The organism is Rheinheimera sp. A13L (assembly GCF_000217935.1).
Lineage (GTDB): Bacteria > Pseudomonadota > Gammaproteobacteria > Enterobacterales > Alteromonadaceae > Pararheinheimera.
The window spans coordinates 80,884-104,748 of sequence record NZ_AFHI01000010.1 but is presented as its reverse complement, the minus strand read 5'-3'; the positions used below and the strand labels follow the sequence as shown (position 1 = coordinate 104,748).

The following is a 23,865-nucleotide window of genomic DNA, read 5'->3' as shown; positions in this document are numbered from 1 at the left end:
CTGAGCTTTATTTACGCCGGATGACTCAACGGAAAATATAAAGTAAAACGGCTGAACACCCCTAACTCACTCTGTACTTCAATACGGCCGCTATGCTGCAGCATAATACTGTGGCACAAAGATAAACCAAGACCAGTGCCTTTACCGACATCTTTGGTGGTAAAAAAGGGCTCAAACAGTCTGCTCATATGCTGCGGTGCTATGCCAGTACCATTATCTTCTAACGCCACCCATGCTTCTTCACCCAGGATACCCGAACTAATCACAAGTTCACCATGATCATGTGTAATGGCTTGTCTGGCGTTCATCATCAGGTTCAGAAAAACCTGACTGATCTGATTTGATTTTCCCATTACGTAAAGAGCGTCAGGAAAGAGTTGCTTTTTCAACAGCAGGCTGTGTTTTATCTCACCGCTAATAATTTTAATTGTCGATTCAATACTATCGTTCAAATTGACCAGCTCAATTTGATCCGTATCAGGATGAGAGAAACGACGCAAACTCTGCACTATATCTCTTACTCTGATCGCACCTTCCACTGAATCTGCAATCAGGGTGTCACTATCCTCCAGTAGAAAAGCCACATTCTCTTTTTGGTACAAAGCATTAATTTGCTGTCTGGCCTGCAGCTTTACCTGCTCACTTTGATGTTCTTCGCACAACAACTGATAGTTGTGCAATAAGCTTTTAAAAATGGTCAGGTAAGTCTGAAACATATGAATGTTGCTGAGTAAATAACCTATAGGGTTATTCAGTTCATGTGCTACGCCAGCCGCCAGCTGACCCAGAGATGCCATCTTTTCTGATTGCAACAGGCTTTGCTCTATGCGTTGTTGCCGTTCTTTTAAAGACTGCGACACCATATACAGCTTTTTGTTTTCAACACTGGCGATAGTGCTGGCGACAAAACTGATAAACTGGCCGACAATTTTTTCTTCTGACGGACCAAAAGCTGCAACAGATCCAGAGCCAAGGATCAAAAGGAACTGTTGATCACGGGTATGAATACGCTGAAATAAAGCCGAGTGAATTTGAGGCCACCAATGTATAATGTGTGGGCCCCACTCTGGGAGCAGTAATAAGTTAAATACAGGCACGGCATGACGGCCAGACAGTGCTGCAGCCAAAGTGTCACAGCCCAAATCAGCCTGTTGTGGCCAGTCAGACGCATTTTGACTGGCGATCAGCGTAAAATGACCTGATTCCAGGCGCAATAAAACAGCACTGTCAAACTTCACGCCTTCAGCCATCACCCCAAAAAACTTAGAGAAAGTATCTTCCAGAGTATCAGAGCTTAAAATAGCATCTAATCCCTTCTGTAAAAGCTGATTTAACCTTACATGAAGTAGTGCATTATCACGTTCAAAGGTCAGCTCAACTACCTTCTCCATTAGTTTTTCAACGCTGGGCATCCGTCTCTCCAAATAACACTGTGGCGTACATCAAATTCCCATGTCTGTTGGTTTGATCTACTGCGTAGCCTTGCTCACCAAAGGTAAAAGCAATCAAAAAAGGAGCTCCATCCAACGCAACCCTTACATTGTCATGGACAAAAGACATTTGATCTTTGATGCTGAGCAAGCAGGCACCACAAAAAATAATAATACCTCCGCTGACTCGCTGTTGAGGTAATACTGAGCGTGCACATTCACACATAGTACCAGTTCTGCTGAGAAGGCGTGGCACCTCACTGGTCATTAAACACAACTCCTGACCTTGTTGTACTTCAGCAAACAACTCAATACTGCCATCAGAAAGAAAGTTTGTGGGTAAACTCAACACATACAACGGCAGGTCCAGTTGTTCTTGCGTAATCACCGCCCCCAACGGACTTAAGGTCGTTTCTTGCATATAATTATTATTGATGCGTCTGTTCAGCCAACGACTGTACACCTCAACAGCAGGTTGATGATCAATTTCCTGCAATAAACGCCCCTCAGCTTTAGTCACTTTGCCTTTATGTTCTGTTGGTATATAGCCTGAATGAAAAAAATGACTAATGGCCACAGAGGGATAAAACACGGCAATCACTACGGCCTGCTGGTGGATCCCATGCCCATCGAATTGCAACCAGTGGCCAGACACATCATCATCTGCACTACTACCGCCATAAACCGGTACTTTTTTTCCTAAAACCTGCTCTATCTGCAGTAATACGGCCTCTTCAGTGCCTGGAGGTTGCATACACCAGACAAGTTCCGGCACCTGATAAGGACGCCCCGCCTGCTGCAGAGCTTTGAGCAGAGCTTCTGTGGTTGCTTTGCTTGTATCTGAGTTTTCAATCACAGCACTGCCGCTACCATAATAGCCGCCCTGATCCTTGATCATTAGCACCGCCACTGTATCCTGCTGCAAAAAAACGCCTTGATCTGTCATCACGCCCAGACAAGAACTGCCGCCCAGCCACTGCTCTGAATAACGGCACAAAGGCAATTCGCCAAGCAATGAGATCCTACTGTGATGCCCCATGATCAGACCAAACTGGAAGTGTTGTTCATCTAGTTGCTGCTGTAAATCCTGCCAGATTTCTGCTGCTGTATCAGCCTTGCTATATGCGGTTTTTATTTCAAACATCAGCTTTTACTCCAAACTTACTTTGGCTGAAGACACCAGCAGCGTCCATTTTTTCTGGCGATTACGCTCAATCTGCCGCAATTTAGCTACGCTGCTCAGCGAAAATACATGACCATGAGGCAGCAACAGGATCCGGTTTTCATTGTACAAAGGACGCTCCAGCAGCATACCCACTTCCAACTCATCAGTACTTAACTGCAGATGAGAAGAGGCTATAAGTTCCGAACCAAATAATTCATCGCACGGCAGAGCAGACAAAATGTTCAGCAGTACCGGATCGTAAGAGCTGCCTTGTTGCATTTTTAGCTGCTGCAATGCTGCTGCATAAGCATTGTCTTGTTGCGCCCCCTGCCGCTCTATCATCAACCAAAAATCTCTGGCTAAAGCGACAATTCTAGCGCCAAGCGGTATATCAGTACCTACCAAATGATCAGGACTACCTGAACCGTTGTAGCGCTCATACTGATGGTAAATAGCATCCGACATCACAGCCAGATGACTGGCCGGAAGCAGCATCAATTGAGCCATAGCCGGATGTGTGACATATTGCTGACGCTCTGTTCCATCCAGCTCAAAAAAAGCTTTACGATACAGTGTAGGTTCCATCCCTAATAACCCAATCTGAGACAACAATCCCGCCATCACTATCTGCTGTTGTTCCTTTTCATCCAATTCCAGATGAGAACACAACAAATGACAGGTTCTTGCCACATGCTGAGCGAAATGGCCGTTTAAATGTGGATTCACGCTAATAAAGTTAAAGAGTAAATCCAATAAAGATTGGTGCTCGTGCTCAAGCTGTTTCAATACCTGACGTAACTGCGCTGTCCGCTTCGATACATGCTGTTCAAGCTGATGATTCAAGGCTTTGAGACTATTGTTTTGTAAAGCGAGCTTGCGCTGTAACTCGCGGTTTTGTCTGAGTAATTGATACTTCTCAACAGAGTCTCTGAGCAACAACAGCAATTCGTCGTTATTCCATGGCTTTTGAACATAACGCTGGATTTGCCCCTGATTAATTGCATTTATGGTTGAATCCAGATCTGCATAGCCAGTTAAGACCAAACGCTGGCTCTCTGGTGCCCGTTGTGCAGCCAGTCGCAAAAACTCTGCACCTGTCATGCCCGGCATTCTCATATCAGTCAGGATAACGGCAAAGTCTTGCTTTTCCATCAGGGCAAGAGCTTGTTTACCATTGGTTGCGGTGACAACACCTAAACCCGCAGCCATCAACAAACGCTGTAAAGCGTTCAGTGTACTGGTGTCGTCGTCAACACAAAGCACTGCTGCACTCATCTCCAGAGCTGCGACTGGTCGCTCATCAGCATTCATTCTGGCTCCTTGGACAGGACAAATGTCTTATTTGTCTCTTGTGTCGCATTTAGCTTAAACTTATGCTAAATTCAGTCTGAGTGCAAGAATAAGGTCAAAAAACAACCATGAAAACTCTGACGCCAGGCGAAATAGCCCAGTATTGTGATGTGCATCAACGCACGGTCAGCCGATGGATTGCCTGCGGACAACTGAAGGGCTTTAAACTTCCGGGCAGAGGTAATTACAGAGTGGTATTGGCTGACTTTATTGAGTTTCTGCAAAAACAAAAAATGCCAGTCCCCGCTGAATTTAACCAGGCCACATCAGTCTTGGTTGTTGATGATGACGTTGCTTATCAACGTGCTATACAACGTGTTCTGAAGTCTTCAGGTTATGAAGTTCTGTTGGCAGCAGATGGTTTTCAGGTTGGAGTCATGCTGCTGGAAAATAAACCTTCTGTGATGACACTTGATTTGCAGATGCCAGGGCTGGATGGTTTTGAAGTCCTTAAATTTATTCGCCAGCGCCCAGAGCTTCACCACATAAAAATTCTGGTTATTTCAGGTTTAGCCCAGGTTGAACTAGAGAAAGCCAGAGCAGCCGGAGCTGATGCAACTCTGGCAAAACCTTTTGACAATACGTTATTACTCACTGCGATAGCGCAGTTACTCCACTAAGGCGATAAATCGGAGCTTAGGATGACAAGTACATTACTGATAGTTGACGATGAAGCGGCAGTGCTTCGTAGCCTGGAACGTTTGTTATGCCGTGCAGGCTATAAGGTAATAGCAGCCAGTGGTGGTGCCGAAGCACTCGAGTTATTGCAACAACATCAGGTGCAAATTCTGCTGACAGATTTCCGGATGCCATTGATGTGTGGTAACGAGCTGCTCAAAGTTGTCAAACAAAGGCACCCACAGATTGTAGGTTTGATCTTAAGTGGTTACGCTGACTTTAATGCAGTGGTAGACACCCTGAATTCAGGTATTGCATACAAATTCCTGCAAAAACCCTGGACGGATGAATTATTACTATCGGAGATCCAGCACGCAGAGACCGAATTCAAGCGCAGGACCCTGCCCGATTTGCATACCCAGTTGTTAATCAGCAGTCAGGACGCTTTGCTGGAACTGGATGATAAAGGCCAAGTTTTACGTATCAATGCGGCCTTAGCTAAATTATGGCTACTGGATGCGACCAACATAAGTCCCAAGCATTTATCTGCTTTTTTACCTACTTTGTCAGCACAACAACTACAGCAATTTCTAAGCAACCAGCAAAACACGTTGTTGTGTTTGGATAATCAGCAACATGAAATTGAGCTAAGCCACAGATTAGTTACCGGTCATAGATTACTGCTCAAACTGGAACGGCTGGAGCCACTGCCGCAGTTCAGCTCTGACCTATCCAGCTTGAGTAACCTGCTCACTCATCAGCAAGCATGTCAGCTGATAGAGCAGCATATTGCCGTCAAATCCGGCCTTATTGCTGTTGCAGTGCTGGATATAGATAACTTCAACTTGATCAACGACACCATGGGCTATCACAAAACCGATTTGCTGATTAATAAAGTGGCGTCGCTGTTGCAGCAGCAACTAAAACCCCACCAGCATTTGGCGTATTTATCCGGCGACAAATTTGCGTTTATATTTACCAATTGTGCTGATGAGATGGCGCTGCAACTGCAAATTACCGAGTGTTTATCCATCTTTGATCACCCCCTGTTGCATGATGAACGACAGATAAAGCTAAATTTTAATCTGGGTTACGCTATTGCACCTGAAGACAGCATCATTGCTGAGAAGCTGCTGAAATACGCCAATCTGGCCTGCAGAACCAACAGAAATAACCAACATCATTTTTATATGCGTTTTGAACAGGCCATTCTTGATAGTAAACAACAGCAGTTTGAAATCAGTAATGCGCTGTATGGCGACTTGGAAAACAACGGTTTTAGTCTGAACTTCCAGCCCAAAGTGTCGCTTCGTGATGGCAGAATACGTCAGGCTGAGGTTTTACTACGCTGGAATCATCCAAGGCTTGGTAGTATTTCTCCGGCTTTGTTTATACCTATCGCAGAACGGGATGGACAGATCATCCGTATCGGGCTTTGGGTGCTTGAACAATCCTTGCGTTGTCTTCGTTCTTTTTATCAACAAGGGTTGGAGATAGACTGGCTCAGTATCAATATATCGGGGCGTCAGTTACAGGATCCTGCTTTTAGCGATCAATTGCAGCACTTACTGGCTGAGTACCAAATCAAACCGGAGCAAATTGAGCTGGAAGTGACAGAAACTTACTTAATGGAAGATATTCAGTTAAGTAACAAAGTATTGTCCCACCTGCATCAGACCGGCGTACGCATTTCAATGGATGACTTTGGTACTGGTTATTCCTCATTGGCTTATCTGACCAAGTTACCCATTGATGAAGTGAAACTGGATCGCTCACTGCTGACCGAACTGAGTAGCGACATCCAGAGTCAGGGCATGGTACGCAATATCATCCGGATGGCACATGAACTTGGCCTGGAGGTTACAGCAGAAGGTATAGAAACCATAGAACAGCAGCAATTACTCCAGGCGATGGGTTGTGACCTTATTCAGGGCTACTTCTACAGTAAACCTCTGAACGAACAGCTATTTACAGACATGCTCAGACAGCAACCATTCGCTGGAGAAAACTTCTATGGTAACTAAAGAATTTCTGGTGCTATTAATTGACGATGAAGAATTAATCTTAAGAGCATTAAAACGGACCCTGAGCCGATTAGTACCGCACTGGAAAGTGGAAACCTTGCAGGACGGACACTTGCTGACAGAAGTATTATCTAAGGGCTTGCATCCAGATGTGGTTATCACAGACAGATTGATGCCAGGCTTGAATGGCGAGCAATTATTGCTACAAGTACAGCAAATTTGTCCAATGGCTCTACGCTGCATACTGACAGCCGACAATTCCGCCGATTTATTGCTGCAAAATAGCGCTTTAATCCACTTTTATCTGGCTAAACCTTTTACCGATGAGCAGTTACTCAAGGTTTTCTCCTGTACAGAACAGTTACAGACGCTGGACTTTTCAAACACTGAACGCGCTTTTCTTGGCCGGCTTTGTGTGTTGCCGGTATTACCACCGCTGTATCAGAAAATACAAAGCATGCTGAATACCACAGAGTTTCAGCTGAAAGATGTTGCAGAACTGATCAGTCATGATCCTGTTGTCAGTAGCAGAATTTTACAATTAGCCAACTCTGCGTTTCTGGGGTTCTCCCGATCAACAGTGTCCTTAACTGAAGCCATCAGCCGACTTGGACTGGATATGACAAAATCCATAGTACTGGCACTCAAAAGTAGCCTGGTCTATCAGGGGCGTATTAGTACAGCCCAGCATCAACGAATTACCGAGCAAGCCTTTCATCAGGCTTGTATGGCTCGCTATCTTTGTAAACAAGCTGGACTTGGTGCTGAGATGCAAGACTACGCATTTTTGGTCTCGTTATTTGGCTGTCTGGGCTGGATGGCTGAACATTTGCAACAACCCTCAATGTCAGATGAAGATTCGTGCCATTTTTCAATGATTTCAGCTTATTTGCTTACGCTGTGGGGATTTGAACACAGCATAGTACAGGCGGTTATACTGCCAGAAGCTCTGGCAGACTGTAGTTCATTGTCTGGCGTAGTTCATTGGCTGGCGCACAAAGTAGTTCATCATAAGAACTACCAACTCACAGACTCTGATCAACACATAGTTGAGTCTCTTCAGCTCTATCCGGCCTGGACAGAGCTGCTGACAGGGCTTAAGACCGGTTAACCGCACCAAGTTACCCAATCGCCAAAACAAGCAAACCAAAGGCGATTCGGTACCTGGCAGAAATTTCATAGCCGTGGTTTGAAGCAAAACGAACACAGGTCCAAACCGCCAACAATTTTAACCAAAATAATCTTACAAACCCGGTGTAATTTCCCAACAAAACCTCTACTATCTAAGTATCATTTTTTTCAATTAATTTTAATTTCCAATGTCAACATCAACAGAATCATACGAGAGCATTAGTTACTCAAACAAACTTTTGAATGTTGCTGCTTTAAGTTTATTTGGCCTTATTGCTAACCTGCTGGCTCTTGAACTGCCACTGACAACCCCATTATTGTTGGGTAATCTGGCTTTTATTGTGATTTTGCAGCGCTATGGTCTCTGGTGGGGTTTGGCCTCCGCGGCCCTGGTGTTATTCCCTTTAGATTCAGCCTTGTATTGGCTTTGTTCATTATTGCAACTCTTGGTTGTAGTGCTTGCCAGTAAGACAGTCCGGATGAAGTGGACATTGGTACTGGCGTATTCCCTTAGTTGTCTGTTGCTATTGTCCTGGTTTCCAGAACAGAACCAGCCTGTCACTGCTGTACTGCCAGGTGTTCTGATACTGACCACAACTTTGATGATCCTCCAACATTTCGCCCGGCTTTTTGTATTTCAATCGGCAAGCCAGCATATGAAACGCCAGCAATCTCTGCAGAAACAGCTAGGCAGCCGAATAGCGATTATGGCTGCAATCCCATGGTCATTGATGATTAGCGCGCTGCTGCACGGCACTGTGGTGCTGGATCTATCAGGTTATGTCAGTGAACTTGCTATGCAACAGCAACAGATCGAAAGTCAGTTAAAACAAAAGCTCATGTCCTATCAGGCGGAACTAAGACTCGCATCCCGTTATGCCAATCTGGTTGGGGATCAACAAAGTTTGCAACAACTGGTATACAGCCAACCCGAGTTTATATCGGCATTACGTACAGATGCTTCAGGTGTAGTCAGTTCATTTTTTAAAGAGCAGGCAGCGCAGGATATAGAAGGTTACTCCGTTGCTCACAGAGACTACTTTATTCAACCACAACGCACAGGTCAGGCTTATATCAGCGACGTTTTTCAAGGCCAGAGACTGGGTACAGATCTGTTGTTCGCTTTAAGTTTACCCTTGTATAAAGAACAACAGTTTTCTGGTGTATTAGAGTTATCCGTTGCGCTTGACAGACTGACGACTGCGCTTAAACCCCGTTATCAGGATAATCATCTTCAGGTTGTATTGATGGATGGTCAGCAGATAAAAATCTGGGGCTATGCCGCGCCTCAACAACCAGGACAAAAAATAGCACTGGATCATGCCTCTGTGGCAAAGTCCAAAGCCTATTTAACCCACAGCCCTTTCCACAGCCTTGGTGATCTGCATTTTAATCAGCAAGGCAATAAAATCAGATTAGAAAGTCAGATAGAGGGTACAAACTGGCCACTGCTGTTGTTATGGGACTACAGTCATCTGGCTTTGTTTTATCAGTTACTTACGTTAGCGGCTTTATTACTGATGTTGGCTGGTTTTGAGTTGTTATCACGCAGTAGCCGTCGCTTTGCCAGTGGTTATACCGGCGCCCTGCAACAACTGGTGAATGCTATTGAAAGTATGCAATTAAACTCTGTTGAACCCTCTAAGCTGGTGTTAAAAAACTCAGCTCTGGAATTTGAGCATTTGCTGACAAGCTTTACCTCATTGCAGCAACGATTGCAGTCGGGTCATAAAGCCTTGCAATCAGCTCTGGAGGAAAAAACCGGTCTTAGCCAACAATTGGAGCAAAGAGTCACTGAGCGTACCGCTGAACTATCCATAGAACGTGACAAAGCGCAGCAACTTGCTTCAACAAAAACCAGATTTTTAGCTAATATGAGTCATGAGCTTCGCACCCCGCTCACTGTTATCCTGGGATTTATTCAACAAATTCTTACCAAACCTCACGACCCTCTGCTGCAGAATCAGCTACAAACCATTGATAGCCAGAGTAAATTTTTGTTGCAAATCGTCAATGACATTCTCGATGCAGCCAAAATGGATGAAGGTAAATTACCACTTGAGTTACAGGATTTTGAATTACAGCCTCTGCTGAACGAATTACATCAAAGTATGCTGCCTGCAGCGCAGGCCAAGGCTTTAAACTTTAGCCTTAATAACAAATATCCGCTGCCCCGCACTTTGCACAGTGACCCTTTGCGGTTAAAACAAATCCTGATGAATTTGCTAAGTAATGCACTTAAATTTACGCAACAAGGTGAAGTACGTTTATCTGCCACCATTCAACAGAACCAGTTACAACTTAGTATCTCAGACACAGGTCCAGGTATCAGCAAAGAGATGCAACAAAAACTCTTTGCCGCCTTTGAACAAGGGGACCCAGGGGTCAGTCGTCAATTTGGTGGAACCGGATTGGGTTTATATATTTGTAAACAACTCGCTGATCTTTTGGGGTATCAGTTAACGTTGCACAGCACTCTGGATCAGGGCGCTGAATTTACTTTAAGCATACCACTGTCTGTGCACACTGAGCTTTTACTGAAAGCCCCCAAACAATCAGTCACCAACAGTGTGCAACCCCAGCAACAACTTCCTGAATTTATCGGATCAGTGCTGATAGTAGATGATGTACCAGATTTGCGTTTGCTCTTTAGTACCTTACTCAAAAGCACAGGGCTGGAAATACAAACAGCGTTTAATGGATTAGATGCCATACAAAAAGTAACTTTAGAGCCTTTTGATTTGATTCTGATGGATATGCATATGCCTGTGATGGATGGCTTAACGGCCACCCGCGAGATCAGACGACTCGGCTATCAGCTCCCTGTCATTGCACTGACTGCCGACGTGCAGGTAGAGCAAAAAAGACTTTGCCTGCAAGCAGGTTGCCATGCAGTGCTGACTAAACCTGTACAAGCTCAGGTTTTATACAGCAAAATTGCTGAATTTCTGCCAGCAAAAAAGAAAGTGCAGGCGCAAACTGATGTTCAGCAACAGCTGGACGAATTAACAGCTATGTACCGCGAGACCCTGCCCACGGTAGCCTTGGAGCTGGAACAACTGATGCAACTGCAAGAACCTGATCCTACGGCAGCGCTGTTACACAGGATCAAAGGCACATCGGCCTGCTTTGGTTTCAACCGCATCAGTACTCTGGCTGCTGCTACAGAACTGGCTTTAGCTCAGAACGTCTGGCCAGCAGAGCAACTCAATGAATTACTGCTCGCCATACAACAGGAGAATCCTTAAAGCCGCACAGCGCCATGACGCTGTACTTTCAGCTCCACAGCTTTGGCTAGTAATTCCGCTTTGCCACAAATCAAACTAAAGAGTTTCGCCGCTCTGGTAATACCGGTGTAAATCAATTCACGGCTTAAGACAGGGCTAAAATGTTCTGGCAATACCAGCACCGCATGACGGAACTCCGAGCCCTGAGATTTATGCACAGTAATAGCGTAAGCCGTTTCAACTTGCTGCAAACGACTGGGCAAAACCCAGCGCACCGCTTTGCTGCTGTCTTCTGATGCAAAAGCCACGGCCAACATCAATTTGCCCTGATAAGGCCGCAGCAAACAAATACCCACATCACCATTCATTAAACCCAGCGCATAATCGTTTTGTGTCACCATCACAGGCCGTCCAGCGTACCACTGACTGCTCTGCTGAATAAGCCCGGCCTGATGCAGCATTTTTTCGACGCTTAGATTGACTTGCTCAACGCCCAAAGGCCCTTGCCGTACAGCACAAAGCAACTGAAAAGCGGAAAAATCGGCCAGCACTTGCTGTGCCCATAAATCAATGACCTGATCTTCTGCTTCTAAAGACGGACTTTGCTGCACTGTATTCAGGTAAAAACTAAAACCAGCAGCTTCTTTTTGCTCTGTTTTTGCTTTGCCTGTTAACACAAATTGTTTTAACTGCTTAAAGTCTGTCGCTTCCAGATACTGCAAGTCGGCATAATCTGCGCGGCAAATAGCAGCTACTTCAGCGCTATTACCAGCATTCACCGCATGGGCAAGTTTGGCGATGCCACTTTGTGGATCAAAACGATGGCTGATCCGAAGCATGCCTATTTGCTGCTCCAGCGCTTTACCTGTAGCGCTGATTAAAGCTGCCGGAATAGCGGCAGCAGATAATTGATTGAGCCAGGCTGCGGTTTCCGCAAAATAATGCCCCTGCTCTGCCCACTGACACAGCTCTGCCATTAAAGCGCCCGCTTCCACCGAGGCCAACTGGTCTTTATCGCCTAATAAAATCAACCGGGCATGGGCTGGTAAGGCCGACAACAAAGCAGCCATCAGTTCCACATCCAGCATGGAGGCTTCGTCCACCACCAATAAATCTAAAGCCAAAGGCTCAAAAGCATTTTGTTTAAACTGCCGGCTTTGTGCCCGCGCGCCCAAGAGTTTATGCAAGGTCGATACATCGGTTGGCACCTGGCTTTTCATCTCTGCCGATGCAGGCAGTTTATCCAGCGTAGTGCGGATAGAACTTCGAAGCCGCACTGCAGCCTTGCCTGTAGGGGCAGCCAGTTGAATAGTTAAAGGCGCAGCGCCTTGTTGCTGCTGTAATTGCTGTAATACCAACAGCAGTTTTACTACTGTGGTGGTTTTGCCTGTACCAGGCCCGCCAGTAATGACACTAAAACTACTGCTGGCGGCTATGGCACAGGATAAACGTTGCCAGTCAGGCTCAGCACTTTTTGTTGCTGACACAGGAAACAGCGGGTCCAATAAGTTTTTCAGCAGCGCCGGATTGATAGCCTGGCGTAGCTGCTGACTACGCTGGCTGCTTTGCTGCAGATAAAGCGCTATCTGCTGTTGATAGCTAAAATAACGCCGCATATACAAAGCATTATTGGCATACACAAAAGGCTGATTACGGCTTTCGTTTAATTCAAACAAATCAGGATAAAGCGCCATCAGCGCCTGCCATTCTTGCTCCGAATGCTGCGACATAGATTTGAGTGGTAAACACAAATGGCCTTGCGCCAGCGCAAAGCTGCATTGACCAATCAATAGCGCAAGCGCTGCGGGTAACTGTTGCTGCCCGCGGAAAAAAGTCACCAGTGCTTTATCCAAAGCCCGCCAGTCTTTGCCTTGCAACTGCAATTCCAGTTGCTTCTCTGCCAATTCAATATCAGACATTTGCCAGCTCCTTAGCGACCAGTTGACCTTGCAGCAGAGCATCAAGCTTATTCACCAACTCCAGCGGAATATCCACAGCAAGCACACCTTTGGTTGTAGCCTCACCACCACGCAAGAACCAATACAAAGCACCACCTAAATGTTCGTTTGCCTGATAACCCGCTAAACGGCTTTGTAATAAGCGATGTATGGCCACTGCATACAAAGCGGCCTGCACATCATAGCGGTGTGCCAGCATCTGTTGTATTAAGGCATGACTGTCATACTGGCCATCGGCTATATAGTTCGATTTATAATCCAGCACCCAATAGCGACCATCCTGCTCGAGAGTTAAGTCGATAAAACCTTTTAGCATGCCCTGCAATTGGGTGGTGCGAAGTGCTGGTCGTGGCAATTCAGGCCACAGATACTGCTGTACTAAGGCATCCAGCTGCGCACTGCTGCAGTGTTGTACTGCTAACCAAAATTCCAGTTCGGCGCGATACGAACCCTCTTTAAGTGTGCTTAAGCTGGCCCCGCCAGTTTGCCACAATGGCGTTTGGATAAGCTGAGTCAGCCACTGCTGCACAGGCACTAAAGCACTGGATAAGTCTTCCGCTTCCGGATAAGGCGCTTGTTGCTCTGCCCAATACCGAATTTGCCATTTATCCTCTGGCAGTTGCTGCAACAAGCCATATTTTTGCATTAAAGGTTTAAGGCCTTGTTGCCATAAATCCGGCTGCTGCTGAAGCTGCTCAAAGCCCTGGGCTGCGCCCCACTCCAATACATCATGCAAAAAAGTACCGGCCTGACTGCCGCGGACAAAACCCTGAGCAATAGTTAAAGCTTCAGGCTCTTGAGGCTCACTATCATCCTGCAATTGCTCTGGCGCCAGCTCCTGAAACAGCTCAGCCGCTTTACTGTCATGCTGGTGTTGCTCCAGCAAAGCGCTGTAACTGGCTATCCACCACAGCTCTTTGACCGAACGATTCATTTGGGCATAAGGCAGCAGCTCACCGGCCTGATCCAGCACTGCGACTTGAGTACGCTGCTCTGATAAGTTATCGGCGAGGCGAATATGTGGCTGTGTCAGTAAAGGCGATAACTGTTCCTGCAAAGCCACAGGCGATACCAAAGCATCATCGGATAGCAAGTAACCTATGGCGCTGTGCTCTTTGACTGGCATCAGCCCGACCCAGCAATAATGCCGCGCCCGGGTTAAAGCTACATACAATTTGCGCATATCTTCGGCCAAACGTTCACGTTCGGCTTGTTGCGCTTGCTGCTCGTTCGCTTGTAATACGACGGTCAGTTCACCATCCTGATGGTAAATCACAGGGCCTTTGTTGGCATCCACAGCGCGCGCTAAAGCAATAAAAGGCAAAAATACCAGTGGGTATTCCAGACCTTTGGATTTATGAATAGTGACAATTTTAATCAGGGCTTCGTCGCTTTCTAACCGCAGTTTTTGCTGCTCAGCCGCTAAATCGCCCTGACCAGCCAAATGCTCGGCCAGATAACGAATAAGTGCAGCCGGACCTTCCAGATCCATAGAGCGTTGCTGTAATAATTCGGCTAAATGCAAAATATCAGTTAAAAGCCGCTCGCCTGATGGCTGTTGCTGTAAAAATTCAGCCACTGCAAAATCACGCATCAGCTGCCATAACATCACCAGCACACCTTGCTGTTGCCAAAGCGCCTGATAACTGGCAAAACGCGCCAGTTGCTGCTCCCACAGCAGCTCATCCTGCAGCAGTTGCTCAAGCTCAGAATAATTTAACGACAAGCTCCAGCTCGACAAGGCAGAACGCACTAAGGCTTCACGCTGTGGCTCAGCACAAGCTCTAAGCCAGAGTAATAAATCGAGTGCCACCGGGCTTTCAAATACGGCGCCTTTATCGGATAAATACACTGAGGCCAAATCCCGCTCTGCCAAAGCTTTTTTAATAGCATTGGCTTCCTGCTGGTTATTCACTAAAACAGCTATATCGCTGGTTTGAAGTGCGGTGAACTCACCCTCTTTCACAAAACCTGTATGGCCTGCCGCACTGCCGGTTAAAAACACTGCGATTTGCTCAGCACAAGCCTGCGCCATTTCTGTCAAACAGGCCGCCTTACTAAAGGCTTTGCCATCGGGTGATTCTTTAATACAAAACTCCAGCGCTGTGGCCGGGTGTTGCTCCACCATAAAACGTTCTTTACGCCCTTGAGCTTCTACCGGATAAAAGCTCAACAAATCCGGTCGGCCCAATACAAAAGCGCCTAAAGCACGCTGCTCGGCATAACTAAATAAGTGATTGACCGCGCTGACCATTTCGATGGTTGAACGGAAGTTTTTTGGTAGTTGAAAGTGCCTTCCTGCTGTGGCTTGTTTGGCTGCTAAATAACTATAAATATCAGCACCACGAAAGGCGTAAATCGCTTGTTTTGGGTCGCCTATCAATAAAATGCCGCAATCTGTTCTGTTTTGATTGAGCTGATAAATGGCATCAAAGAGCTGATATTGCACAGGATCTGTATCCTGAAATTCATCGATGAGCGCCAGCGGAAATTTACGCCGTAAACGCTCAGCAAGTAAACCGCCTTCATCTTTTTGCAGCGCTTGCTGCAAGCGACTTAACAGCTCATCAAAACCAAGTTCAGAGCGTTCTAACTGCAACTGATGGAAACGCCGGGCAAACCAAAAGGCGGCATGCAGCACTAAATCCTGCTGTGGATCCGGCAAAGCTGCCAGTTCGTCCGCCAGTTTTGCCATTGCCTCAAAAGCCGGATGATTGGGTGGCGTTTTGTCTTTAAAAGCCTCACTCAAACCTTGGGGGGTTAAGCGGCTTTGGCCTGTTTGTAAATCCGGATCAACCATGTCGGCATCAGTGATCCAAACCACCAATTTAGCCAGCCAGCTATCGAGATACCTCGCCTGCAATTTGCGGCCATCCACTTCTTTGCGCTCAATAGCGCCGTGCAACAAAATACGGATTTCGCTGACCCAGTTGTTCCAGGGCGCTTTTAACTCTGCCAGCTTTTGCTTACGCTGCGCTTTTAGTTCAGGCAATAACAAAGCCGGTGTCGCAGGTTCTGTAAATAATGCGAGATGACTTATCAGCGGCAGTATTTTTTTGCGCAAGGTTTCAGGGTTTTGCAGTAGTTGCCAAACAGTGGCTATATGCTCTTCCGGCAAGGGGTAATAAAAATTACGCCAGTAATCCCGGATCACATCCAACTGCAACTGCTCTACGTCTGTCACCAGATTTTGTTCAAACAAATAACCGCTGGAAAGCGCAAATTCGGCCAGTACTTTATTACACCAGCCGTGAATAGTCGAAATGGCCGCTTCATCCAGATACTGCACCGCCAGCTCTAACTGATAAGCACAATGTGGCCACTGCTCAGGAGTAAATTCGCTGCGCAGGCTTTGTAAAAAAGGATCGGCCAGCCCTGTTTTTAAAGAGTCAGTTTGCTCTCTAAAATAACGGGCGGCGTCGGCTAAACGCTGGCCTATACGTTCAGTCAGCTCCTGGGTTGCAGCTTCGGTAAAAGTTACCACCAGAATATCGGGCGGCAATAAGGCTTTCTCACAGCCGTGCCCCAACACCAAACGTAAATACAAAGCCGCGATGGTAAAGGTTTTGCCTGTGCCAGCGCTCGCTTCAATCAACTGACTGCCGGATAAAGGGAAAGATAATAAATCCAGATTGGTTATGGCAGGTGTTATAGCGTCAGTCATGCTGATACCTCGCTGTAGTTTACGGCGAGCAAAGGAGCGTATAAAGCACTGGCATTTTTTTCTAATTGGCCCTTTTGCCAAAGCGCATCAAAGTCTGCAAAAGCGCGCTGCAAATAAGGGCTACGTTGTAAGGCTCCATTGTTGAAGTCATCGCCTGTATACACACGTTCCAGCTTCGACAGCAGTTTGTCATCCACAGCTGCGCCTTTTTCCAGCTGTTTCATTAGTTCAACACCTACACTAAATTCCAGCGCTAAAGGCTCTGATAGCCCTTGTTGCATCAGCTGTAAAATCTGCCCGAGTTGCATTTGCGCTTGTTGTTTTTCAATAGGTTGCAACACCAGTTGGCCCACTCTGGAAAGCACATAAAGCGTAAGCGGCAAACCGCTGGCGCAGCATAAAAGTAGTTTCAGATAAGGTGCGACCAGATGCCGCCAGACAATACTGCGGTCTTTAATCAAGGCTGTTGGCAATAGCTCGGCGTAAGCTAAACCTCCTTTGTCAGGAGGGCCTTGTCGGAAACCAGTGAGCTGTTCGGCAAGCTCGCCCTGCTGACAAACAAAACGCAGCGGATAAAAACCAACGTCCGCTGTTGGATAGGCCGTTAAAAACTGCTGATAGCCTGCGGCTAACTCTTCCAGCCCTGCCACTAAATCCTGTTGCATTAACACAGCGCCAGAACCCACAGCCAAACGGCCTTGCAAGCGGAATAACTCCAGCTGTTGCTCGGTCTGTTGTTGCCAGTTATGTTGCCCGTTTTGACTTTGCTCGACACTACGTTTTAACTCTGCGACCAACTGCTGCTGCATTTGCCAGCGTTCCAGCGGATCCAAAGCAAACACTTCATCGTTAATACTGGCCAGTTCAGGCAATTCCAGCCGTACTTTTAAACGTTCATTAAAAAAGAACCGCACCGGTTCACGCATAAAGTCGCTGGCTTGTTTTAAAGTCCAGTGCAAATCGTTCAGGACTGGCAGCGCTTGTGTCTTCACAGCAGCCCCGGCTTTGTGATGCAAACTGGCCCACTCCTGTTGATAGCTAACAAGGCCTGAGCCTGCCTCACGGTAACGGCGGCTAAAAGGCTGTAACGGATGCTCAGAGGTGATTTGCTCTAATAAGTCAGAGCCATCTGCCCCATTAACCCCAGTAAGCATGGACCAGCCTGCAGACAAATGATCACGCAGCTGACTGACCAGCACAGAAGGTGCCCGGGCGCTGTTATCAAAAACGCTAAAACCTACCCAACTGATGTAAAGTTGCTGACGGGCCGACAATAAAGCTTCGAGTAATAAATAGCGGTCATCATCACGGCGCGAGCGGTCGCCACTGCGATAATCAAGCGCCATTAAATCAAAGTCCTGCCGCTGCTGCACCCGTGGGTAAGCGCCATCATTCATGCCAAGCAAACAAATCACCGCAAAAGGAATAGAGCGCATGGGCAGCAAAGTGGCGAAATTAACACGTCCACTGAAAAACTTCTGCTGCAAACCGCCAGCCTGCACAGGTTCTAACACCGCCTGACGGGCAATTTGTAAACTTAATTCTTCTTCAAGATCAGCGCCTGTGGTGTTGTCGAGCCAGCTTTGCAGTTGCTGCTGCAATTGCTGCACTAACTGCTGACTTTCCAGCTCGTCTGGCGCAAAAAAGTCCTGCAACAGCTGAGTAAAAAGCAGATGCCAGTCGGCCGGGCTACGTTTTACCGCCAGTTGTTGCCACAGCTCGTTGATTTTTTGCAGCAAGACCAGCACAGGACCAAGTTCGGCGGCTTCTAAACCCGCTACATCGGCATAAGGTGCTATGCCTTGCCATGGCGCTGTATCACCCGCCACATAACCCAATAACATACGGCGAATACCAAAAAGCCAGCTGTTTTGCTCAAAACCGTGCTGCAAACCCAGTTGCTGACGGTGCTGTTGATCCAGCCCCCAGCGAATACCTGCCCCTTCAATCCACTGTTTAATCTTAGGTAAAGCGGCAGCTTTTAAACCAAAACGTTGCTGCAAGGCGCTGATATCCAGCATATCGAAGACTGTACTGGCGTTTAAGCGTTGTTGCTCCGGGCTTAACAGCACGTCCAACGCCTGTAATAACGGCTGCTGCTTTTTACTGTTTTGATCAGAAATACTGTAAGGGATATAACGCAAATCGCCCATCGGCACTTTGCCAAACACAGCTTCAATCAGAGGCGCATACAAATTAATGTCCGGCACCATCACCATCACATCTTTAGCACCCAACTCTGGGTTTTGGGCAAACAGCTGCAGCAGGTGATCATGCAGAATTTCCACTTCGCGAAGCGGGCTATGGGCTTTTTGAAAACTAATGCTGCGCGCCGCTTCAGCTGTTAAAGCTGGCCATTGGCTTTGGGTTTCTGTGATGGATCGCAGCTGCAAAATATCGTCCTGCAACTGACCTAATAAATGGCTGGTGTTGGGGCTTTCAAATAAATCGACTTTTTGATGCGCAAACAGCTCTTTATGAGCGGCAGTTTCGTCAAACTGATCCAGCAAGCGAATATAGTCCCGCCCCTGTTTACCCCAGGCCGCCAGCAAAGGCTGCGCCTGACCTGATAACTGCTCGGCGCTGGCAAAAGGTAAAAAACCGGCCTTTTGTGGCTGGCGTCTTTGCGCTGCTTTTACTTTGTCTTTTTCGGCAATAATATCAGCCCAGTACAGCTGACAAGGGTTCAGCACCGCCAATAAAATCTGACAATAAGGCGCAAGTGCCGACAACACTTCCAGCATTTGTTGCGGCAAAGACGAAATACCAAAAATAATGACCCGGCGTGGTAAATTCTTTGGCGCTTTTTTCCAGCTTTTTACTTGCTGTAAAAAGGCCTGATGCAACGAAAACCGGCTTTGTTGCTGCTGTTCAGCTGGCAATTCTGCCAAAATCGCTTGCCAGAGTTTGGCCTGCCACAGCTGATCATCCGGCATTGCTTTCGCCTCACCATCCATTTGCGCTAAGCGATACAGCCCCTTGGCCCAATCAGCCAGCCAGTCGGCGCGATACACCTGATACTGGTCAAATAAATCCGCCAGTTTCAATGCCAGCTGTGAGCGTTTTTGTTGGTCTTTATCGTCACTGATAAAACGGCGCAGCAGCTCAAATTCATCTTGTGTGACTAAAGCAGGCAATAATCGAAAAATACGCCAGCGTAAACTGTCTTTACTAAAGACTGATAAATCAGGCAGTTGCTGCTCTGGCAGCGCCAACTGATACATGCTCCAGATAAAACGGCCCGGCAACTGCACCTGCATAGCAGCGGCTATGCCTAAACCACGAGCAAAAGGATCGGCTTCATCTGGGGACGCGGCAAAAGCGAGTTTGAGCCACTGCGCTATACCATTACTTTGCACCAGCACCTGTTCCAGCTCTAAGGGCGAGAGTGGATAACGCTGACAAAACTGCACCAGAAGCGAGCGCAGCTGCTCCAGCTGATTGGAATGGATCACTAAAAAACCAGGCTCAAGTGCCAATGCGACAGTACTCCGTTATTGTTTATTAGTTTGCTGTTTAAGCTAGAAAACTGATTTTGCCACAGTGAGTTGCATACGCCTATTGGGTTTTGTATGAAATTAGGGGGAATAGACCGAGAGGTAAAATATTAGGAATAGAGAACTTAATCCTGAGTCAAATCCTGCTGACGCAATACATGCTGTTCAGGAGCCATACTATTAGACAGTATGCCGACAATAACCACGTCTGATTTTCGCTTCAGGTAATACACCACCTGATCTTTTAGCGGAAATCTATAGGCATTATCAGCAACGTCTTTTAGTTGAATTCCCATTTCAGGATGATCGGCAAGGGTCTGCAGCTTTTGCAGCAGGACCTTTTTATAGCTCAACCACCGGTCATTGCCCCAGATTTCGACTGTGTATTTACGTATAGCCACCAAATCAGCTCGGGCATGGCCACGAAGTAAAAACGGAGTTTTTGCCATCAGTCATACTTTCCGGAATCCAATTCGTCAAAAAAGCTTTGACCGTCCCGCAAGTCGTCTTCATTGATATTCTGAAAACGAGCTTTGACCAGCTCCATTTTCATCTCCTCCAGCTTTTTATACTCTTTGGCTGAAATTACAAATGCAACAGAAGTACCATTTTTCACTATCTCTACGGGCTCCGATTGGGCAGTAAGCAACATAGTGCCAAACTTAGTTTTTGCTTCGTTTGCGGTTAAAGAAATCACGGCTGGCTCCAAAAGTGGATAAGTTATCGCTCAAAATAGTCGAATCGTTCGATTTATGCAAATTCAGAATGGTGGTCACTTCACAATGAAGTTGCTGCAAGTCCCCTCCTCCATATCACCCCGCGATCACAACTATAGTGTCAATCCAAAGCACCCGGCTTTAAGCGAAATACTGGCAAAAGCGGAGAAACAGGAGTTTGAATTTGACCTTCGGGTATTTAAGTAGCGAGAATAGATCTACCCGTTTTGGCTTTCCCACGTCTTGATAACTGGCTTCATCTTTCACCGCACGTCTGGCATAATCGGCTGCTTGTTTGTCACAAAACTTTTATTTGTCAGTCATGTTGGCTAATTTCCTCACCCCGATGTCTAATTCAGCTTTTTCAGATCATGCGCGCTCAACCTTAGCTTGGCCCAAATGAAAGCTCTGCTACGCGATGACCAGCTGATAGTGGTAATCGCGTAAACAGTGGGCTTTAAAAATTACGTACTATACCCAGAAAAACACCCCACGCATTTTTTTCACCCATGATGGGGCTGTCGGTAATTTCCTCTGGTAAAACTTCTACTTCGCCGCCACCTATTAACGCCCATGATGGTGATAAGGAGTAAATAGCCATGGCATTCACTTTGGGTACTAAGGCTGCGTCTACCCGGTATTCTGTGCGATTGAATACCTGGCCTTGCACCACCAAATTTTGAGCTTCACTGCCATTCACACCAAAATAATACTGATTCAGCTTTTTGCTCTGCCAGGTCATGCCTGCACCTGTTATCAGTTGTAATTTGCCGAAATCAAAGCCTTTGCTATAGAAAAGTGCAACTTCATCCCCCTGGTGTTTGGACAACAGATCATGTTTGTAAGACAGGCTAAAGCCATTCCAATCGACACTAATTCCACCATCCACTGTGTCTGAACGCATTTTCATACCCTGCAGATAAGGACTGTCTGCGGCTTCATAACCCTGAATGCGGCCCGACACCAGCGCACTAAGTGCTACACCTTCAAATTCTGCCATCTTGTAGCTCAGTGTCGTCACCTGAAAGCTAAGACGTTCACCCCGGTAAGAAACCAGCGGCATGGCAATTTGTTTGGCTTTGACTCCTTTTTGGGCAGTTTGAAAACTCGCCACACCAATACCCAGAGCGAATTCGGCTTGCTGAGTTTGGCCAGGAGTCGTTTGGGCAAAAATAGTAGGGGTAAAAAAACTGAGACCCATAAGGCCTATAAAACAACAGTATTTTTTCATAAGGTAAGGCTTCCAGTGATTGGCGCTTTAGCGCGGGTTAGAGTGTAAAAAAGATAAATTTCAATGATGACCAGGTTGATGCTCCAGCAAAGCCATGCAACCAGGGCGTAGCTGGTATCAAAGCTAAAAACGAGCGAAAGCAGAGGCAACAACACCCGCAAACTGATAGCGGCACAACTGAGTGCAAAGCTGCGCAAAATCCAGCGGCGGTGTGCTTCAAACTGGCGGGCAAGTGCAAATCGCAAGGCTATAAAAGTGGTGCAAAGCCATAAAACAGCAGCGATAAAAAAGCCTAAACCTGTGATGGCTCCCAGGTGCGAATAAAAAGAGAGGTAAGCTCCGCCAATGGCACCAACTACGACGCAGAGGCAATAAGCCCGCCCCAACCACCGATGTAAACGCGAAGGCCTTTTGGTCCAGAGCTGAATTGCACCCAGACTAAGAGCCAGGCCGCCACCGACAAAATGCGCGTAGAGCAAAAAGGGATTGAGGATGCGGAATTCAGCGATGAAGCCTTCATCACTGTCGCTGTAAATCCAGTGGTAGCCAAGGGAATAAGCAGTCACAGCGAAGGCGAACATCAGCAGTACAATTTTGAATCTGTATTGCAGGGCGCGGTGTAGCAAGCCGGGCATAAGCAAGTCCTGAGTAGATAAGCACTGAGCGCTGGTGCGCTAATTTGTGCTTATCTTGCTGATGCGGCCTTGCTTAAGCGTCCTGAATTCTAAGATTGGACGTACAAACTCTTAGTCTTGTACTTTCTTACGGTATTCCGAGGGGGTTTGGTTGGTGTGCTTCTTAAAAATGGCATTGAAACTGGATTTAGAAGAGAAACCACATTCGAGCGCGAGGTCGAGTAAATTTTGCGACTGAGGCTCACGCAAGCGTTGGCAAACGGCATTGATGCGGAATTGATTCAAGTATTCATTAAAGGATTGGCCGAGGTGATCGTTCAGCACCTGTGAAATATGGTGGCTGGCAATGCCTGTATTCTCAGCTAATTGCACAAGGCTAAAATTGCTGGCGCGCCAGGGGGAATGGTCGCGCATATGTTGTTCAAGCACGGTCAGAATTTGTCCCCGCAAATCATCGGGTAAGCGATTGTCACCGTATTTGGTGCCATTCTCTTTTACCGCCGCAAAAATATCGGGCTGGTGCAAGCTGGTATAGCCCATGATGTAAATAAGCAGGCTCACCAACAGATAAATCACCTGACTGTCGATTTTAATGTAGAGGACGGGTGTCAAAGTGGAGATCCAGACCACCAGCCAAATAATCATGTTGATAATCAACAGCCTTTGCAACCATCGCAGCCGCGGCAACCCTGACATGCGGCTGTCGGCAGAGTGTTGATAACGCCAAAGCAGGATGCCGCTGAATATCGCGTAGGCTGTGGCGTACAAAGGCATAAACAGATCGACGATTTCAAAATGCCAGGGCACCCGACTGGCAATAATATGTTCAACTAATTGCAGTTTGTCCGCAGAGCTTTGCAGCAGGACAGGCAGGTTGAGCAGTACGCCTATAAAAAAACCAGCAAAATGTATGCTGTCCTGCCACCGCAGCGGTTTCGCCAGAGTAAGACTGCGAACATACAAGAATAAGAAGCCGCCATAACAAAGCGGTAAGAAATTAGTCAGGCCTATGAATTCCGGGTATTGTTTGTAAATATTTTCCGCGTAATAAATTTGCCCTAACAAATCCATAGATAAAAGCGCCACCCATAGGGCTAAAATATGATTCGCCTGAACATTGCGCTTATGCAGCCCCAATACGCCCGCTAATAAAAAACCTTGCATAGCTGCGGCAAAAAATAAGAGTGACAGAAGGTTATCGAACACAAGTTTACTCGCC

The 23,865-nt window shown here is 46.8% G+C and carries 15 protein-coding genes; 4 read left to right on the top strand and 11 right to left on the bottom strand.

Annotated elements, in window-relative coordinates; genetic code table 11:
• Nucleotides 1–11: 11 nt before the first annotated feature.
• From RHEIN_RS20340 to RHEIN_RS06820, 3 genes are read right to left on the bottom strand one after another with little or no spacing between them, the layout of a single operon-like run.
• Nucleotides 12–1,412 carry a sensor histidine kinase gene (locus tag RHEIN_RS20340; protein ID WP_008898244.1) on the bottom strand — a complete coding sequence of 467 codons (1,401 nt, stop codon included), beginning with the start codon at nucleotides 1,410–1,412 and terminating at the stop codon, nucleotides 12–14.
• Nucleotides 1,399–2,574, bottom strand: a complete 1,176-nt coding sequence (locus RHEIN_RS06825) for an FIST signal transduction protein (RefSeq protein ID WP_008898243.1) — start codon at nucleotides 2,572–2,574, stop codon at nucleotides 1,399–1,401. The genes RHEIN_RS20340 and RHEIN_RS06825 overlap by 14 nt, the downstream gene beginning before the upstream one ends.
• 6 nt (nucleotides 2,575–2,580) lie before the next feature.
• A complete protein-coding gene (locus RHEIN_RS06820) occupies nucleotides 2,581–3,906 on the bottom strand; it encodes an HD domain-containing phosphohydrolase (RefSeq protein WP_008898242.1) in 1,326 nt (441 codons plus the stop codon).
• A 107-nt stretch (nucleotides 3,907–4,013) separates the two neighbouring features.
• Here RHEIN_RS06820 and RHEIN_RS06815 point away from each other — a divergent pair, with 107 nt between their 5' ends.
• From RHEIN_RS06815 to RHEIN_RS06800, 4 genes are all read left to right on the top strand, one after another.
• Nucleotides 4,014–4,565: a response regulator gene (locus RHEIN_RS06815; RefSeq protein WP_040554676.1), complete on the top strand. Its 552-nt coding sequence runs from the start codon at nucleotides 4,014–4,016 to the stop codon at nucleotides 4,563–4,565.
• Nucleotides 4,566–4,586: 21 nt separating this feature from the next.
• Nucleotides 4,587–6,587: an EAL domain-containing protein gene (locus RHEIN_RS06810; RefSeq protein ID WP_008898240.1), complete on the top strand. Its 2,001-nt coding sequence runs from the start codon at nucleotides 4,587–4,589 to the stop codon at nucleotides 6,585–6,587.
• A complete protein-coding gene (locus RHEIN_RS06805; protein ID WP_008898239.1) occupies nucleotides 6,577–7,698 on the top strand; it encodes an HDOD domain-containing protein in 1,122 nt (373 codons plus the stop codon). Before RHEIN_RS06810 ends, RHEIN_RS06805 begins: the two co-directional genes overlap by 11 nt.
• A gap of 259 nt (nucleotides 7,699–7,957) precedes the next feature.
• The gene (locus RHEIN_RS06800) at nucleotides 7,958–10,966 is read left to right on the top strand and encodes an ATP-binding protein (protein ID WP_040554675.1); all 3,009 of its coding nucleotides are present in this window, start codon (nucleotides 7,958–7,960) and stop codon (nucleotides 10,964–10,966) included.
• Here the strand turns inward: RHEIN_RS06800 and recD are convergent.
• The 8 genes from recD to RHEIN_RS06760 form a co-directional block, all read right to left on the bottom strand.
• On the bottom strand, nucleotides 10,963–12,864 hold the full coding sequence (recD, locus tag RHEIN_RS06795) for an exodeoxyribonuclease V subunit alpha (protein ID WP_008898237.1): 1,902 nt from the start codon (nucleotides 12,862–12,864) through the stop codon (nucleotides 10,963–10,965). The two genes, RHEIN_RS06800 and recD, sit on opposite strands and share 4 nt — an antisense overlap.
• Nucleotides 12,857–16,567 carry an exodeoxyribonuclease V subunit beta gene (gene recB, locus RHEIN_RS06790; protein ID WP_008898236.1) on the bottom strand — a complete coding sequence of 1,237 codons (3,711 nt, stop codon included), beginning with the start codon at nucleotides 16,565–16,567 and terminating at the stop codon, nucleotides 12,857–12,859. The genes recD and recB overlap by 8 nt, the downstream gene beginning before the upstream one ends.
• Nucleotides 16,564–20,046, bottom strand: coding sequence for an exodeoxyribonuclease V subunit gamma (recC, locus tag RHEIN_RS06785; RefSeq protein ID WP_008898235.1), 3,483 nt, complete (start codon nucleotides 20,044–20,046; stop codon nucleotides 16,564–16,566). Before recC ends, recB begins: the two co-directional genes overlap by 4 nt.
• 143 nt (nucleotides 20,047–20,189) lie before the next feature.
• Nucleotides 20,190–20,513: a type II toxin-antitoxin system RelE/ParE family toxin gene (locus tag RHEIN_RS06780; protein WP_008898234.1), complete on the bottom strand. Its 324-nt coding sequence runs from the start codon at nucleotides 20,511–20,513 to the stop codon at nucleotides 20,190–20,192.
• Entirely contained in the window at nucleotides 20,513–20,761 is a 249-nt protein-coding gene (locus tag RHEIN_RS06775) for a type II toxin-antitoxin system prevent-host-death family antitoxin (RefSeq protein WP_008898233.1), read from the bottom strand. Before RHEIN_RS06775 ends, RHEIN_RS06780 begins: the two co-directional genes overlap by 1 nt.
• A gap of 476 nt (nucleotides 20,762–21,237) precedes the next feature.
• Complete coding sequence (locus RHEIN_RS06770) at nucleotides 21,238–22,011, bottom strand: MipA/OmpV family protein (RefSeq protein ID WP_008898232.1); 774 nt, start codon at nucleotides 22,009–22,011, stop codon at nucleotides 21,238–21,240.
• Nucleotides 22,008–22,646 (bottom strand): DUF2306 domain-containing protein, encoded by a 639-nt coding sequence (locus tag RHEIN_RS06765; protein ID WP_008898231.1) that lies wholly within the window; start codon nucleotides 22,644–22,646, stop codon nucleotides 22,008–22,010. Before RHEIN_RS06765 ends, RHEIN_RS06770 begins: the two co-directional genes overlap by 4 nt.
• A 111-nt stretch (nucleotides 22,647–22,757) precedes the next feature.
• Complete coding sequence (locus tag RHEIN_RS06760) at nucleotides 22,758–23,852, bottom strand: AraC family transcriptional regulator (protein WP_008898230.1); 1,095 nt, start codon at nucleotides 23,850–23,852, stop codon at nucleotides 22,758–22,760.
• Nucleotides 23,853–23,865 lie beyond the last annotated feature (13 nt).

Bases quoted from the DNA above. Each gene is read 5' to 3' on its own strand.
- recB (WP_008898236.1), bottom strand. From the start codon at position 16,567: ATGACTGACGCTATAACACCTGCCATAACCAATCTGGATTTATTATCT.
- recD (WP_008898237.1), bottom strand. From the start codon at position 12,864: ATGTCTGATATTGAATTGGCAGAGAAGCAACTGGAATTGCAGTTGCAA.
- RHEIN_RS06805 (WP_008898239.1), top strand. From the start codon at position 6,577: ATGGTAACTAAAGAATTTCTGGTGCTATTAATTGACGATGAAGAATTA.
- RHEIN_RS06815 (WP_040554676.1), top strand. From the start codon at position 4,014: ATGAAAACTCTGACGCCAGGCGAAATAGCCCAGTATTGTGATGTGCAT.
- RHEIN_RS06810 (WP_008898240.1), top strand. From the start codon at position 4,587: ATGACAAGTACATTACTGATAGTTGACGATGAAGCGGCAGTGCTTCGT.
- RHEIN_RS20340 (WP_008898244.1), bottom strand. From the start codon at position 1,412: ATGCCCAGCGTTGAAAAACTAATGGAGAAGGTAGTTGAGCTGACCTTT.
- RHEIN_RS06780 (WP_008898234.1), bottom strand. From the start codon at position 20,513: ATGGCAAAAACTCCGTTTTTACTTCGTGGCCATGCCCGAGCTGATTTG.
- RHEIN_RS06765 (WP_008898231.1), bottom strand. From the start codon at position 22,646: ATGCCCGGCTTGCTACACCGCGCCCTGCAATACAGATTCAAAATTGTA.
- RHEIN_RS06770 (WP_008898232.1), bottom strand. From the start codon at position 22,011: ATGAAAAAATACTGTTGTTTTATAGGCCTTATGGGTCTCAGTTTTTTT.
- RHEIN_RS06825 (WP_008898243.1), bottom strand. From the start codon at position 2,574: ATGTTTGAAATAAAAACCGCATATAGCAAGGCTGATACAGCAGCAGAA.
- RHEIN_RS06820 (WP_008898242.1), bottom strand. From the start codon at position 3,906: ATGAATGCTGATGAGCGACCAGTCGCAGCTCTGGAGATGAGTGCAGCA.